This window comes from Paraglaciecola sp. L3A3 (assembly GCF_009796765.1).
GTDB lineage: Bacteria > Pseudomonadota > Gammaproteobacteria > Enterobacterales > Alteromonadaceae > Paraglaciecola.
On sequence record NZ_CP047023.1, the window covers coordinates 4,134,931 to 4,151,736 of the forward strand.

The 16,806-nt window shown below is 39.9% G+C and carries 11 protein-coding genes and 1 pseudogene; 6 read left to right on the plus strand and 6 right to left on the minus strand.

Features of this window, described 5'->3' with window-relative positions:
• Positions 1-34: 34 nt before the first annotated feature.
• Positions 35-994, minus strand: coding sequence for a porin (locus GQR87_RS17230; protein ID WP_158971477.1), 960 nt, complete (start codon positions 992-994; stop codon positions 35-37).
• A 925-nt stretch (positions 995-1,919) separates the two neighbouring features.
• Between GQR87_RS17230 and GQR87_RS17235 the strand changes: the two are divergent.
• Both GQR87_RS17235 and GQR87_RS17240 read left to right on the plus strand, forming a co-directional pair.
• Positions 1,920-2,258 (plus strand): annotated as a pseudogene (locus tag GQR87_RS17235) (transposase); the annotation flags it as partial.
• A 115-nt stretch (positions 2,259-2,373) separates the two neighbouring features.
• A complete protein-coding gene (locus GQR87_RS17240) occupies positions 2,374-3,357 on the plus strand; it encodes a transposase (protein ID WP_158971479.1) in 984 nt (327 codons plus the stop codon).
• An 810-nt stretch (positions 3,358-4,167) separates the two neighbouring features.
• On the opposite strand, the gene GQR87_RS22595 is transcribed toward GQR87_RS17240, so the two are convergent.
• A complete protein-coding gene (locus tag GQR87_RS22595) occupies positions 4,168-4,674 on the minus strand; it encodes a prepilin-type N-terminal cleavage/methylation domain-containing protein (RefSeq protein ID WP_158971481.1) in 507 nt (168 codons plus the stop codon).
• Between the two features lie 753 nt (positions 4,675-5,427).
• Here GQR87_RS22595 and GQR87_RS17250 point away from each other — a divergent pair.
• Positions 5,428-6,762, plus strand: coding sequence for a serine hydrolase (locus GQR87_RS17250; protein WP_158971483.1), 1,335 nt, complete (start codon positions 5,428-5,430; stop codon positions 6,760-6,762).
• A 627-nt stretch (positions 6,763-7,389) separates the two neighbouring features.
• Here the strand turns inward: GQR87_RS17250 and GQR87_RS17255 are convergent.
• Complete coding sequence (locus GQR87_RS17255) at positions 7,390-7,959, minus strand: phosphoribosyltransferase (protein ID WP_158971485.1); 570 nt, start codon at positions 7,957-7,959, stop codon at positions 7,390-7,392.
• 83 nt (positions 7,960-8,042) lie between these two features.
• Between GQR87_RS17255 and GQR87_RS17260 the strand changes: the two genes are divergently transcribed.
• Positions 8,043-8,603, plus strand: a complete 561-nt coding sequence (locus GQR87_RS17260; protein ID WP_158971487.1) for a phosphoribosyltransferase — start codon at positions 8,043-8,045, stop codon at positions 8,601-8,603.
• A 393-nt stretch (positions 8,604-8,996) separates the two neighbouring features.
• Here the strand turns inward: GQR87_RS17260 and GQR87_RS17265 are convergent, their stop codons facing one another.
• From GQR87_RS17265 to GQR87_RS17275, 3 genes are all read right to left on the minus strand, one after another.
• Complete coding sequence (locus GQR87_RS17265; protein WP_158971489.1) at positions 8,997-11,150, minus strand: hypothetical protein; 2,154 nt, start codon at positions 11,148-11,150, stop codon at positions 8,997-8,999.
• A gap of 673 nt (positions 11,151-11,823) precedes the next feature.
• A complete protein-coding gene (locus tag GQR87_RS17270; protein ID WP_158971491.1) occupies positions 11,824-12,393 on the minus strand; it encodes a YqaA family protein in 570 nt (189 codons plus the stop codon).
• 124 nt (positions 12,394-12,517) lie between these two features.
• A complete protein-coding gene (locus GQR87_RS17275) occupies positions 12,518-12,721 on the minus strand; it encodes a CsbD family protein (protein WP_370459613.1) in 204 nt (67 codons plus the stop codon).
• Positions 12,722-13,266: 545 nt separating this feature from the next.
• Between GQR87_RS17275 and GQR87_RS17280 the strand changes: the two genes are divergently transcribed.
• Together GQR87_RS17280 and GQR87_RS17285 are read left to right on the plus strand one after the other, a co-directional pair.
• The gene (locus tag GQR87_RS17280) at positions 13,267-14,655 is read left to right on the plus strand and encodes an MATE family efflux transporter (RefSeq protein ID WP_158971493.1); all 1,389 of its coding nucleotides are present in this window, start codon (positions 13,267-13,269) and stop codon (positions 14,653-14,655) included.
• 165 nt (positions 14,656-14,820) lie between these two features.
• Positions 14,821-16,800, plus strand: coding sequence for a bifunctional diguanylate cyclase/phosphodiesterase (locus GQR87_RS17285; RefSeq protein WP_158971495.1), 1,980 nt, complete (start codon positions 14,821-14,823; stop codon positions 16,798-16,800).
• The last annotated feature ends 6 nt before the right edge of the window (positions 16,801-16,806 follow it).

Genomic DNA, 16,806 nt, shown 5'->3' on the forward strand with positions numbered 1-16,806 from the left:
TAGCTAGATTGACTAACTAGAAGTTATGCTTAAATTAAAATGTGACTAATGCTTCAATCGCGATTGAATCAGAATCCATACCTAGGTCATCAGAATCCATGCGGTATTCAAATACCATTAGCAGGTTGTCGTTTACTGCGTAGCTAGGAGCAATGGTGATAGCGCTCTGACTTTTAGCAAAAGGAGTTAAACTCTCATCTTCCTCAGTAATCAAACCATTTTCTACTTCAAAGTCATGGTAGCGAACTGTTAGGGCTAAACCATTTTCAAATCCATAATTAGCCATTAGTAAATAACCATCAGCTTCACTACCTGCACCAGCAGTATCTTCAGAAGAGTTGTATTCAGCGGCTAAAGTTAAGCTATCCATTGAATAGGCAGCCCAAGTGTTCAACATTTTAGTATCGCCATCTACCGAGTAAAAAGCTTTAACAGTAAAGTTTTCGGTAGGCATAAAGGCAACCATAGTTTCAATACCAGGATGCTCAGAATCGGTTGATTGTGGCCCAGCTAAATCATTTACTACAGAAACCGCTACTGCGAATTTATCACCGCTATATAAAGCAGAAACACCTTGTTGATAATAACCATAGAAATATTGAGCATAACCTGTGCCTGAGTATTGGAACAAACCAGTTGGCTCTTCAGTTTCCCAACCTGAGTAGCTTAAAAAACGACCCGCTTTAATGCTTAAGTTGTCAGAAACTGCATATGAAATAAATGCTTGTTCTACATTGGCACCGTCAGTAGAATTTTTATATTCAAGGTCAACATTAGCCGTTAACTTGTTACCGAAGTCATAACCTATATTAAATTCAACTTGGTCAACACCAGATACACTTTCTGAGCTGGCCCCATCCGTGTCGGTTGACAGATAAGACATATCGATAAAACCGCCAACCGTTAATTTGTCATCTGCTTGTGCGCTAGATACTGCGCCAAGTGCCAGCATTAAAGTCGCTGCTACAGGTGTCAATTTTGTAAATTTTTTCATTTGTATGTTCCACAAGTTATTAGATTATTGAGATGTGTGGTTACCTTATTTGGTAACTCTTTTCACAAGCCTATTGAGAGCTGGAATGAGTATGTGCTTATTGGTCAATAACTAATATTCGCAAAAGCGCGCAAGGGGGTACGTATAATTACGTAGTTTGGGGATTTGATGTGCTGCGCGCACAGAGCATGGCTTCGCCACTTATGCGCTACGCGCACCAATAGACTCTTATATAGATAGCTTCCGCTTACTTCAAAATAAACAACCAACAGTATCCATTGTAAAGACTGTGCAATATTGAGTAGTATCGGTGAGTCGCTTACGTTGGGTGTCACGGTAAACCCGACGGTAAACCCGACGGTAAACCAATACGGTATGTGCCAATCAAAGGCCTTACTTAAACGGGCATAAGCTCATCACCAAATATATAAATATCATCGAAAGATGAGAGTTAGGTATATCTGCAAAACCAATATATCCCGGTTTTCTGAGTATCAGCTATTAAAAGTAGAGCACTTCCGCTTACTTCAAAATAAACAACCAACAGTATCCATTGTAAAGACTGTGCAATATTGAGTAGTATCGGTGAGTCGCTTACGTTGGGTGTCACGGTAAACCCGACGGTAAACCAATACGGTATGTGCCAATCAAAGGCCTTACTTAAACGGGCATAAGCTCATCACCAAATATATAAATATCATCGAAAGATGAGAGTTAGGTATATCTGCAAAACCAATATATCCCGGTTTTCTGAGTATCAGCTATTAAAAGTAGAGCACTTCCGCTTACTTCAAAATAAACAACCAACAGTATCCATTGTAAAGACTGTGCAATATTGAGTAGTATCGGTGAGTCGCTTACGTTGGGTGTCACGGTAAACCATCACGGTAAACCAGTCGATAAAAACACAGCAGATGATTGGTCAATGAAAGAAGTACTTGAGCATTGGCATCAACTACATCGAGGTACATTACTCAGTCAAAAATACCTACGAGAAGAAACACTCACAGATAGCGAAATACTAAGCCTAACTGAAACCGCAAAAATCTATCGCCAACGTTTACATAGCATCAGTTGGTTCATGGGTAACCTCAATGAATACATAGCCCGCGAAGCGAATAAAGAAGATGGTTGCACGGGGAGGTTCTGGGAAGGGCGCTTTAAATCTCAAGCCCTATTAGATGAATCGGCTGTATTAGCCTGTATGGCCTATGTTGATTTAAACCCTATTAGAGCCAAAATGGAAAGTACGCCTGAAACAACACTTACATAGACACCCATCGCAACACTTACATAGACACCCATCGTAAGCAATTAAAAAATTGAGTTTTTAGTTTGTTGAGCTAGGCTTAATTTACGTTGTTTGAAGGGAGTCAATCATGCCTAGGTCACGTGCATCTCAAGTTTCTCTAATCGATACGCCTTATTACCATTGTAATTCTCGCTGTGTACGCCGTTGTTATTTATGTGGTGTAGATAGCTATTCAGGCCAAAGTTACGAACATAGGCGGGGCTGGGTAGAAGAGCGGTTATTGTTTTTAGCGTCAGTATTTGCGATAGATATTTGTGCGTATGCTGTGATGAGTAATCATGTACATGTGGTGTTATTTGTCGATAAAAACACAGCAGATGATTGGTCAATGAAAGAAGTACTTGAGCATTGGCATCAACTACATCGAGGTACATTACTCAGTCAAAAATACCTACGAGAAGAAACACTCACAGATAGCGAAATACTAAGCCTAACTGAAACCGCAAAAATCTATCGCCAACGTTTACATAGCATCAGTTGGTTCATGGGTAACCTCAATGAATACATAGCCCGCGAAGCGAATAAAGAAGATGGTTGCACGGGGAGGTTCTGGGAAGGGCGCTTTAAATCTCAAGCCCTATTAGATGAATCGGCTGTATTAGCCTGTATGGCCTATGTTGATTTAAACCCTATTAGAGCCAAAATGGAAAGTACGCCTGAAACCTCAAAACACACCAGTATTTGTAAACGTACCAAAGCCATTAAACAAAAGAAAAGCCAACCCCATCAATTACTGCCATTTGTCGGTAACTACAAACAAGATATGCCCAAAGGCATTGCCTACAGCTTAAAAGATTATTGTGAATTAGTAGATTGTACAGGCCGCTGTATTCGTGAAGACAAAGCAGGGCATATTGAACATCACCAAAACCCAATACTGGAAAGGCTAGGACTGTCAGATGACCAATGGCTTACGCTGACCACTGAATTCGAAAAGCACTTTTGTTATGCCGCCGGCGCAGAACAAATGATGCATCAATTTAAAGTGCACACAGGCCATCAGCGAATGCGCGGCATGTGTCAATCAAAGGCCTTACTTAAACGGGCATAAGCTCATCACCAAATATATAAATATCATCGCAAGATGAGAGTTAGGTATATCTGCAAAACCAATATATCCCGGTTTTCTGAGTATCAGCTATTAAAAGTAGAGCACTTCCGCTTACTTCAAAATAAATAACCAACAGTATCCATTGTAAAGACTGTGCAATATTGAGTAGTATCGGTGAGTCGCTTACGTTGGGTGTCACGGTAAACCCTCACGGTAAACCCTCACGGTAAACCACTCGGGGCGCTTACGTTGGGTGTCACGGTAAACCCATCGGTGTCACGGTAAACCCATCACGGTAAACCCAAACCAATATATCCCGGTTTTCTGAGTATCAGCTATTAAAAGTAGAGCACTTCCGCTTACTTCAAAATAAATAACCAACAGTATCCATTGTAAAGACTGTGCAATATTGAGTAGTATCGGTGAGTCGCTTACGTTGGGTGTCACGGTAAACCACTTCACGGTAAACCACTTATTAAAAGTAGAGCACTTCCGCTTACTTCAAAATAAATAACCAACAGTATCCATTGTAAAGACTGTGCAATATTGAGTAGTATCGGTGAGTCACTTACGTTGGGTGTCACGGTAAACCACTCGGGGTGTCACGGTAAACCACTCGTTGGGTGTCACGGTAAACCACTCTCACGGTAAACCACTCGGGGTGTCACGGTAAACCACTCGTTGGGTGTCACGGTAAAACACTGCTGACGGTAAACCACTGGTTGAGTCAATTTCTCAATAAATCAGCATTTAAATTCACCCGTTTAAGGATAAATGTATGATTTAAATTAGTCGTCATGACTTTCAATTTTAGTTTTCGCAAACATCAGAAAAAGCTGTAGAGGCATTTATTTGAGAGTCAACACTGCCATAATTGCTATATGTTACCGTGCAATCTTGCTTCCACCACAGGCCACTTCTACCTGGCCACGAAATCAACCATGAAGTATACGCGCCACCATTAGCAGCGCTCTCGCTTCTCACTTCAACAGCAAAATCTTGATTTATCAATAACCCAATACCCGTGTCTTCGTCAGCCCTAGGCCAACCATTTAACATTTCAACAACTACACCACCACCGATATCAACAGTTGAGTCGCCACTTTGGCTACAACTAGGGCTCGCTAAACATTTATAAAAACCTAATTTAGCAGCAGTTTTAATAGATGCTGTTAATGCATCATGCCTGGCTTTTTTAGCCTCACTACTAATATCAATAAATTTCGGAGCAGCAGCAACCGCTAAAATACCAAGGATAACGATAACTATAATAAGCTCTATTAACGTAAAGCCTTTTTGAGTGCTTTTATTAAGCATACTTAATACCTTAATGATGTTTAAATGTTTGCCTCAGATATTTTATCAGTACCTTACACGGACAGCCATGATAACTTTTACACGGACAGCCATGATAACTTCTTACACGGACAGCCATGATAACTTTTACACGGACAGCCATGATAACTTCGTAATTAGGTACTAGTAAAATTAATATTCCTATCGTCTTTCTCCTCCCGTCATTCCGGTGTTCCCTGCTAACAACATACAGGGATGACGATATAGGCCGGAATCCATGGTTTAAATACAGTGGCGATCTACTAGATTCGAGCTACGACTTTGGGCTTTTAAACTGCAGTATTCTGCTTTTCAAGAATGGATTCCTGCTAACAAGATGCAGGAATGACAAACTTCGGAGTTGGGTAAGATCTGGTGGCTATTAGCTGTTGTCGTCTTTGCCTGCTGCTATCTGATTTATTCTGCCGTCCTCTGAGGTGAATAGCTTTTAATCTTGGACTTTTCGGCGCAGCCGCCTCTAAAACTCTGCGACATGCTTTTTATCATTTTCTGCTTTTTCTGCAAAAGTCTGCTCACTCTGCGCTGCCTTATTCTGATTTAATGAAGAAGTCACTAATCTTTAAAAATTAGCAAAAGAGCGTTTATGTTCTAGGCTTTAAAACATATTGATACCAATAGTAAAAAAGACTCCCAATCTAATAAATATGGCAAAGGTTTATGTCAAAAAAAGATAAGCAGGGTGTCCCGATACTATGACTGTTATTGAGGTAAAAAATGACAACTAAGCCAAAATCATTCTGCCAAATAAACCAAGTATTTATTATGTTTTACTTGGCATTTTGGGGCTTTCAAGCTAGTGCTAATGATATCAAAGAGAAAAGTTTTAATAAAAATCTTGAGGTGAAACGGGACATTCCATTCGATACTACCTTCGAGCGCAGAGATATCAATCTCCTTAATTGGCAACACTGGCCTTACAGCCGTTATGCAAGTCATCACCCTCGTGAATTTGTACCTATGGCGACCATTCATTCTGACCCTGAAGCCCCTGCGCTTGAAGAAATAATAAATGATCCGTTTAACCTCATGACATTAAAGGTTTCAATAAATCAGAAAAAAAAGGTGCTGTTACTAGACCTTCTGAGGTCAATCCAAATGAAAGGTTTTGCTGTGATGCATGGCGGGAAATTGGTTTTTGAAACCTACGACCAAGGAATGCAGCAGCATGATATTCAAATTTTACAATCGAGCTCAAAAACGTTTACCGGGATGTTGATACACAAACTCGCGAACGACGGGTTAATAAGCTTGGAGGCTAATGTTGACGAATATTTACCTGAATTGGATGCCGGCGTTTTCAAAGGTTCTACGCTGCAAAACATGCTTGATATGCAAGTGGGATTTCCTAGCTTTGGTAGTTATCACAAGCCCGGAGATTATGGCTATATGAGCGAAATTCATCTGGGATTGAAGCCAAAGGTGCTAGGTGTTGAACACCGTTCTATTTTGTCATTTATTAAGCAGTTTCAGAAGCCCACTTTCGTTCCGGGTAGCAAATTTAAATATAACGACATGAATACTCAGGTATTGGCTATGGTTGCTGAGCAGGTAACAGGTAAGCGATATGCTCAGCTAATGGAAGAAACCTTCTGGCGTCCCTTACAATATCGCTTTGACGGAGCGGTTGCTATTGATGAAGACGGCAATGCAGGTTCTAGCTGGGGTATAGCAATGACATTAAGAGATGCAGCCAGGTTTGGCCAAATGATGTTAGAAAGAGGCCAGTACAAAGGTAAGAGGATAATCCCTGATAGTTATTTTCAATCAACATATGATCAACCTATTTCAGAACCTCGGTCAAATTATAAGTTACTGGGTCAAGTGGAGGATTACAGAAATCACGTGTGGATGTTACGAAACGATGAGCTGATGTACACTGCAGGTTCATTCGGTCAATATATTTTTGCCGATTATAATAATCAAGTCGCTATAGTATTCATGGCAAACTGGTCAGATAATGGTCACTTAGCAAGCAACGAGAATTTGCTAAGAATTGTTCGCACTATTGGTGGATATATCAAACAAAAAAGTAACAACTCTATAAACTAAAAGAAATAATAAAGAGCTCGTATTCCTTTAAAACGTAGGATTATTAACGAGTTATTAATTTCACATGGACACCCATAGTAAAAATTAGCAACGCGTTATCCAGCCCCATCCCAATGGGATAAAAAGCATCAAAATCAAACATTTACAGCTTTTCTATTGACGGTGATGTTGTTTTTTAAGCTGGGACTTTCTGCTAACAAGCACACCGAAATGACGAAATTTGAGGCCAGCTCAGGCTTTGAACTATCTACTGCTCTTAAACTGCAATTTCTGCCCCACTCTGCTTAGTCTGCCTTATTCTGTAATGTTGCTTTTCTCGGTGTAGCTAAGCCTCTGTGATCTGCTTTTGATTTTAACAATGGTATCGCTTTTCTCTGTGTCACTCTGTGGATTGCTTTTGCTTTGGCTTTTATATTCACTAACCACTATTTACTATCTACAGGACTACTAACAAGACTACTAACAAGACAGCCATGATAGTACTGACTACTAACAAGACAGCCATGATAGTACTCAAACGATTTTTAATGCTACCTAGCTCTTATGCATATAGTGTGAGTTTTGGAAGATTGAATTTGGGATGTTTTTTTGACTAAATCTATCTCAATAAAAACACCTTAGTAAAAACTAAGGTGTGGGTAAGTAGTCTTTAATAATGTCGTATAGTGCCGGGCGGTGTTCTGCCATTTCATCTACCGTAAGGCCTTCTAAAGAATGTGGATATTTCAGCCATGCCGAGGTTTCGTGTACGTAGTAATCTGGGATCCTATCGACTTCCCGTCGGGTTGGTTTATAGAACGGCACAGCCACACGAATGTCTTCTGGCATATTTAGGCGGGTTTTTTCTTGCAGGTTGTTGATGATGGCTTCAATTGAACGACCTGTATCAAACACATCATCGACGATAAGAAGTTTATCAGTATGTTGCACGTTTTTAATCAAATAATTGAGGTCATGTACTTTTACTTCTCGCGACTGTTTATCGATACCTGCCGCATAAGATGATGTTCGGATCGCAATATTATCTGTTTCAATGCCGAGATGACTAAAGAACTCTTGTACCGCGATACCAATAGGTGCACCACCACGCCACACTGCAATAATAAATGTTGGGCGGTATCCACTGTCAAAAACCAGTTTAGCGAGCTTGAACGAATCAGCCAGCAACTGCTCGCCTGTTAGATAGGTTTTTTTCATTGCAGCCTTATAATGAGTCGAAATAATAACAATATAAGACGTATAATAAAGTGATCTGCCTGAACAAGAAAGTTGATAAGCATATGAATAAAGTTTTTCTCAATGAAGATAGCCTAATTGAAGACTCCTTCCGTCTTGGCGTGCAAATATATAAACAGGGTTATCGTCCAACTTTTATTGTCGGCCTTTGGCGCGGTGGTAGCGCGGTGGGTATCTATGTTCAGGAGTGTTTGCAGACATTGGGGGTAGTCACTGACCATATTTCCATTCGTACATCTTATAGGGGGTTACCGAGCTACGAGTCTATGCTCGCCGAACCTGGTAATATTCGTGTCCACGGCACCCAATATCTGATTGAAAACTTAAACGAAGATGACTCATTATTGATTGTTGACGATGTGTTTAGCTCGGGTAACAGCATTGACGCTACTGTTAAACACCTAAAACGACATCTAAAACGAAACTTCCCAAAAGACGTAAAAATTGCCTCATTGTATAGACGTCCAAGTTATCAGCGTACAGTTAAACAGCCCGATTTTTGTTTGCACGAAACACAAGACTGGCTGGTGTTTCCATATGAACTCAAAGGCTTAACCGCTGAGGAAATTGAGCAGCACAAGCCCTATGTAGCTAAGTTGGTTTAGTGGTGGTCTAAATGCTGCCTAGAGGCTGGGGTGTCTAGCTAAAAAGGATGTAACTTGATAATAAACTGCAAAGTAACAAGGCACTTAAATAACGTGGCGGTCATTAAAAGGGCTAAAGAGGCTTACTGAGACCCCCTTCGCAACAAAATGATATATAAGTTAGCTAAATCAATTTGTTACTCGTTTTTGATTGAGTAGATTTTTTCATGATGTTTCTTTTCTCGGTGTAGCGAAGCCTCTGTGTCACTCTGTGATGAAGGTTTTTGCTTTGTTCATGGCGTTTTCTAACAACGAATACCAATGCAGATGGATGAATCAGCCAGACAAAAAGGCCTGTTTCTTTAGATTAAGAAACAGGCCTTTAAAGTTACCGATAAGTTAGATGTGTTAACCCTATCGAGTGCGGCTTAATTCTTTAGAAGTATTAAATACTTGCAAAGAAGCAGATGCTAGGTGACCACCTGTATCACTAAACTGCACTTTAATGCTGTTGTCAGTCTGTAAATCACTATAGGCCACTGGAATTTCAATGGTGCCAAAAAAGTTATCTCTACCTGGATAAACTTTACCTGTCTCTTGGTCATATCCCCTGAAATCTTCCGGAACCGTGACTTCTATACCATTCACAGTCACTGTTGGCATTAAAGATTGACCATGCTCACGGCCAATAGCTAAACGTAAAATTGCTTCGCCATTATCACCTTTGCTGACACCATTAATGTTATAGGTGATATCGGTATTCGCTGTGATGTCATGTATGTAATCAGCGGCATAATATTTGGTTTCTTCGCTAGTTTGATCAATAGTGAAATCAGTATTGTAAGTCACCTTGATTACCATAGTACCCTCACCATCTAGGGTGACGGCGTCTGGCAATGAAGATAAATCGGTCAACTCAATAGAAGAAGCTTCTTGCGTATCGTCTGTGGTCCGCAAGTGTTTAATGTTTACCGCGCTGATATTGGCGGTATCAATGCCCATGGCATTTAAATTCACTTCGGCATCATCAAATTCTAAGTTATTGAGAATGATATAAGCATCATCGCCGTCCACATACGCATCAACCAAAATATCTAAATCAGAAGACCAAGTATCAATACGGGTTCCTCTCACTTCAGACCAGAGGTTATAAAATAAAACCAAGTCAGAGTAGACCCACTGAGTTTCAGTGTCGACACCACTACGTTCAAACTTTTGTACCATTAATCGTGGACCATAAGGCACATCGGTACGTCCCCATTCTGCTTTCACAACAATAAACGGTATTGTCTTAGCAATCACATCTGGACGTTCCATAAAGCTCATTAACAATGAGTTAGTGGCCCGCAATACATAGGTGTCTTTTCTTGGGCTCCATCCTTGATTTCTAACACAATGACTCGCCGCACCGTATTCAGAAATCACATAAGGTTTCATTTCGCCAACAGTGATACGACTATAGTGTTCCATCATGTCCATAGTGGCTTCTACATTACTGCCTTTACGATATTTTTCGGTATTCCCTAAACATGGGAAGTCATACAAATGAATGGAGTAGAAGTCCATACTGTCACCAGAGATATCAATAAATTGTTTGTCTCTATCGTACCAACGTTGAAAGTTGTCTTTATCAAAATCAGGAAAGGCAACTGTGTATCCACCGACTTGAATATCATCGTTTTCAGCTATCTTACGGATTTCATTTTTGGTGGTATTGTGAAATTTAAATGCCGTGGCTGGCTCCACATATTTAGGATCACTGGGATCTCGAACCGTGGTTAAGTCATACAAAGGTTCGTTCATGATTTCGAAATATTTAGGTTTAGCCTCCCAAGATTCACTGTCATTATTCTTGAAGAACTTAGACAAATACTGGCCCATGTAATGTCCGGTTGCTGTACCTAAAGGCTCTTCATCAGTATCCGCTTGAGAAAATGCCCAAGGATCACCAGCTAATGGATTGATTGGTGTACCTTCTGGCCAATAAGGATGTTGTTGTCCACCTTGGATCATATCCAATGAACGAGCCTGTATTTCAGGAAGTCGAGCATCAGCATACTTCTTGGCACTACTATTTGCGTAAGTCCAACGGAAATTGCCACCAACAGTGGTTGCCGAAGCTTCATCCACAAAACCTGATTTAGTGGGGTCTTCACTTACATTTCTTAACGCCCAACCGATTGAACCTGTTACACGACCAAAATAAACATCATTATCAGTCACAAAATTAACCATTAAATTGGGATCGTCATTAGGCGCATTTTGAGTATGACCATCATTTTCACCCCAGTCATTCTCGCTCGAACTGGAATGAATAGTAATAAACTTTTGACGATCGAACGTATCGATACCGCCTACACTATGCTTAGTGTCAAAATTGATATCCACCTGTTTACCCATGGGAGTGGGGTCTGGATCCGGGGCAGGAGTCGGGTCTGGATCAGGCGCTAGGCTGGGATTCTCAGAGGGTGTTGAATCACTGCCCCCTCCTCCACAAGCACTAATAGCTACACCTAGGCTGACAGCTAGGACAACAGACAGCAAAGATTTATTGCTTAAAACATTCATTAAGTCACCTCTTTCGGCCCCGAAAAACAAGTCAATTGCTTACGCTTGTTGAGTCGTGCCATTATTGTTTTGGATAAAAGTTACACAAAGATAACATTAACAACAACATTGTTAACAAAAAACATGTAGACAATATTAATGCGATTTCCTAAGAAAGAAAAATACCAAGCAAAACAGTTGAAAGTGATGGCAGCCAATTTTCTTATGCCCTAGAAGCAAATCCATGCATAATAAAGTTCATTATTTCAATAACACACTTTGGAATTATGATGGCTTTGTTGATATGTGGCATATTGAAGATCAAGACCTAAGACCAATGCGCATTGATAAAGGTACACTCAGCGAGAGTTTACATGCGCTTAATTAAGGCGCTTGAATGAATCTTTTTATTAAAAAATAGCCAGCGCTCTTTTGAGTTCGAGCAACACAGAGCAAGCGCATTTAAATTTAGCCTTTACTGCCAACAGTTAACGAGCACTAGCCCCATAGAGTTTTTAAACTACTGTCATTTAGAACATGCTGCCTATATGCTTAAAAGCCAAAAAGAGTTATCTACTACACGGGTCACTTTCGATTTAGGGTTTTCTAATAGTTAACCTGAGCTTCGGGATAAGCCGAGTTCAGGTTAATTGATTCTGCTTTACGGTGCGCTGTCTACCTTAATATTTGCCATTCAAAGGACCAACCAAATAACCACTACCAATAGTGTGATAGCGATACTTGTGTGTAGTTTATATTTTTTAAATAATGCTTCTGCTTGATTACCTACTATTAGCACTAACAAAGCCAAGCCAAAATAACGCACAGATCGAGCGATGAATGTAGCTAATATAAACATACCAAAGGAGTACTTAGCCGCTCCCGCAGCTAACATGGCTATTTGAAAAGGTATAGGTAAAAGGCCAATAGACAACACATACAGAAAGCCCTTATCTTGCATTTGGCTGGTGACTTGCTCTAATTGCTGCGGGTCAGAAAACCAACTGGCAATTTGTTCGGTAAATTTTTCAAATAGAAAATAACCTAGCGAATAACCCACTATCGCACCAAGAATACAACCTACTGTTGCCCAAAATGCTAATAGCCACATTTTCTTGCGCCGGGCTTGCATTAGTGGAATTAACATTGTTTCTAAAGGGATCGGCACAATTATCGATTCTAGAAATGAGCTAATAAATAGCACTGCATATAACTTGGGCGAATCGATAAGTTCTTTCGTTTTTGTTTGTAAATAATTGATCATACGAACCTTACAGCTGCTTAGACTGTCATTAAGCTAACTGAGACTTTGGGGTGAGATCCCCAAAGTCTTGGCATATTTAAGCTGCAAACACTTAGCAGCGCTAGCAAGCTAAATGATTGGCCAGTTAGATGCTTGGCTGGCTTAGCCCATCGAAAGCTCGTTGAGCCTCTTCTTTACTCATGCCGTATTTTTCTTGCATTTTACCGTAAAATTTATCGAATTTTCCTTCTATCTGAGTAATCTCATCATTGCTTAACTCTCCCCACTTTTCTTGGATTGAGCCGCTCAACTGATGCCATTTTCCTTTTGCAATTTCTTTATTCATCATAATTCCTCTTAGATATATTAGTGAGATTTACAGCACCTTCGGTCTATTCACTCTAGACTTGTGATGCTCCTAATTGATACTGCATCTAAGCTAAAGCCATTCCCATGCCAACATATAAACAACTGATAAATAAGGATTTTATTAAAAACAATATGAATAGTGAAGAACTTAGTCTGTAGTTTTTACAGACTGACATGCAATTTATACCGTCCTTTAAAGTCATCTTAAAAGTTTTATCAAGAATGAGGATGTATACCCTTTTACACATCGTCATTGCAGGAATTTAGGCCGCCCTCATTCTTTTATGTGTTTCTTTAACACTGGCTTTTGCTGCCACAAGCTGCTTTATTTGAATCCACTCTACTTTTCTTTGCCTAGTCTGCTTTCGATAATATTGATAACTAGCTAACTGTAATTAGTAACTTAAATTTTGCGCTAGTTAGACTAAAATAGCGGCTTAGTTAAGGTTTAACCCTTTATCGATTTTTCTTTCTCGGTATTAGCAACTACCTACAAACACGCCATTATTTAGAAGTATTTTACTTATGTCAGAAGAAACTACAGCAGCTCAGAAAAAAGGCTTATGGGGTATGAGCCGACCTATGTTGGTCGAGCAGAGCCTACAATTTAGTGTGCCACTATTAGACACTTTTTTCCTCAGTCGAATTAGTGACTCGGCGGCATCTGCCGCTGGGGCAATGGCACCTGTTTTGTTTTTTTGCGGCAATATGTTGTGGGCCACTATTTTTGCTGGGGCAGCAGTAGCAAGTCAGCGCTTAGGGGCAGGCAATCTCGCTCGTACCAATGCCACTATCGGCACTTACGCTGTTTGGGCATTGTGCAGCAGTTTATTACTTACCGCTTTATTGTCTTGGGCGACTCCCTATATAACCGAATTAATGGGTCTACCGGGGCAAATACAAAAAAACGCCAATATTTATATGAGTATTATGTGTTGGTTGATGGTGGTGTGGGCGTTTAAAGGTATTTTTCAATCAGTACTTAATCTGTATGGAAAACCACAATGGAATATGTACGCCAATATTGTCTACTTTGTGGCAAATGTTACTGGCAATGCCATTGTCATATTTGGCTTGTTGGGGTTCCCCAAAATGGGCATCGAAGGTGTCGCTTGGGCTAGTGTAGTGGGTTCTTCTATGGGAGTAATTGTCAGTGGCTTGGCGGTATTCTTACGTTTAAAACTAGAATTGCATTGGCTGAATATAAAACAAGAATTTAAAAACGCCTCAAAAAACATAGGTCGTATCGCTGTACCTAATTTAATTGAACCCCTGTCTTTTGATATCAATATGATAGTGCTAAACGGCATGGCAGCCAGTTTAGGCGCTGCAGCTCTTGCGGCCAAAGTGTATACCTTCAATACTTTTATGCTGGGTTTAATAACCAGTGTCGCTTTACGCATGGCTACCGAAGTATTGATTTGTCAAAAAGTCGGAGCCCATCAATACGACCAAGCCATACAACAAATGAAACAAAGTTTAAAAGTCGCCCTTTGGGGCTCTGGCGCAGTGGTGGTTATTCTTTTCGCGTTACATCAACCAATCATGAATATGTATTCCGACAATGAAGTAGTTCTTGGCGCGGCAATGTGGATGTTTTTACTGGCGGCACTTTCAGAGCCGCCTCGTACCATAAATATCATGGTGGGAGGAGTATTAAGAGCCACAGGTGATGGCTATTTAATTTCGATTGTGGGTCCATTATTTACTTGGTTAGTTGCTCTGCCTGTTGCTTATTTTATGGCATTTACATTAGGCTGGGGAATATACGGCATTATGGCTTCTGCAATATTAGACGAAACAGTTCGGGCTGTTTTCTATTTGTATAGGTGGCGACAAGGCCATTGGCAAAATTCCCATGTCAGTGCGCGAGAACAACGTAAAGCAGAACAACTGGCCAGTCAAACAAAATAGCTTCATGTTTCAATCGACTATAAATGGCAAAGAGTTGTAAAGAAATAAATTAGGTAGAACTAATACTTTAGTAGATGCTTGTTTCTATCAAATCTATTCTAATGTTATTGTATACAAACATGAGAAAATTTTAACCTCACCATTACTAGGTTATATTAAGAATAAATGACTGTTAGCACTGAAGAAATAGCAATAAAAACTGATAGTAAATTTTTACTATATCAAGATTTATTGGGCGGTCTATTAATTAGCTTAGTCGCAAGTGCAGGTATGGCATTTGGTTTTCAACAGCCGAATTCAAACAACGATAAACTATATTGGTTTATTGTCATGGTACTTATTTTATTAACAAGATTTGTCGACTGGTTATATTGGCAAAGAACAAAACGCCTAGCAGGAAAAGAAAATCAATCAGTTGATCTCCTCAGGTTCAGAGCCGGATGTATAGCTACTGCACTAGTATGGTCCTTTTATGGTGTGTATTTCTTTGCACAAATGTCATTAATTGAATTCTCGACCACTATTATTATTCTCTCCTCTATGGCAGGAGGTGCAAGTACCGTGCTCTCTGCCGATAAAATCATGTCAATTAGCTATTCAACTATTTTATTACTGCCTATATCCCTAGTGGGTTTAACGTCTGAGTATAGCCATCATTATGTTTTGGGAATGTTAGGTCTTAGTTTCGCTGGGGTCATGGTTATTTCTGGTTTGAAGTCAGCAAAGTTCACCTTGCAGGCCATTAAAACCAAACACCACAACGATCAATTAATTAGCCATAAAGACGAGCTATTAAATGAAATACACCAACAGAATGAGATGCTAGAAGAAACCGTCAACCTTCGCACTAAAGAAGTCATTAGAGCCTCAAATGTTGACCCTTTAACCAACCTAGCCAATCGTAAAGCTTTCTCTAATACTCTCAAAGAACTGATCGACAAGACGGAAACCTTACAACAAAATATTGCCATACTATTTATAGACTTAGATGGGTTTAAAGCAATTAATGATCAAAATGGTCATGCCACTGGCGACATAGTTCTGGCTAGAGTTGCTCAACGTCTAACCAAAGCAACCACGGGTAAATATCATGTTTGTAGATGGGGAGGCGATGAATTTGTCATTGCTATGGTAGATATTAATATTACCGAAGCAAAATTATTTGCCACAGAATTAATCACTGAAATAAAACGCCCTGTTGAATTAAATATTAATTCAGTGGCAGTTGGCGCAACTATCGGTATTTCCATGTACCCTGAACATGGAGCAACAGGACAAGATTTAATATTGTTAGCAGATACAGCTATGTATCGACAAAAGTTAATGAGTCATTCAAACGTGTTAGTTTTTTCTGAACAAATGCGAGTCGAGCTGCTGACCAAAAGTAAATTAAAAGCCGGTTTAGAACATGCCCTTGCTAAAAATCAATTATACTTAGTTTATCAACCCGTTATTGACTGTCAGTCAGAAAAAATAACCTTTTGTGAAGCCCTTTTACGCTGGCAATGGGACGGTGAAAACATCCCCCCAGAGCAATTTATTCCGATAGCAGAGCAATATGGATTTATCCATGAAATCGGTGCCTGGGTACTTAATCAAGCCTGTAAAGATGCGACCAGATGGAATATTGGTGCAGACGTTGCCATATCTGTGAATGTTTCAGTGGCGCAAATTATGAACCAAGACATTATCAGTATTATCGAAAATGCCCTTCATAGCTCAGGTATTGAGCCCGCACGCTTACATATTGAAATCACTGAATCACTTTTTGCAGAAAATATAGATAAAGTCATTAGCGTGGTAAAAAAACTGCAAACGATTGGCACTAAGGTATCAATCGATGACTTTGGCACAGGCTTTTCGTCATTAGCTTTATTACAAAACCTAGCTGCTGACATTGTCAAAATAGATAAATGTTTTATCAACGCACTAGAGCAAGGTGGTAAAGCAATTATTCAAGCCACACAGCATATTGCCCGGGATTTAAAATATGAGGTAGTGGCTGAAGGTATAGAAACCGCAGAACAAGTTGCCACACTTAAAGCATTAGGCATTAAAAATTTACAGGGCTTCTTTTTCAGTAAACCTTTAACTTATGCTCAATTAGATAATTTCAAAGTAGAAGCATCGCAAAAACAGCGATAAAGAGTT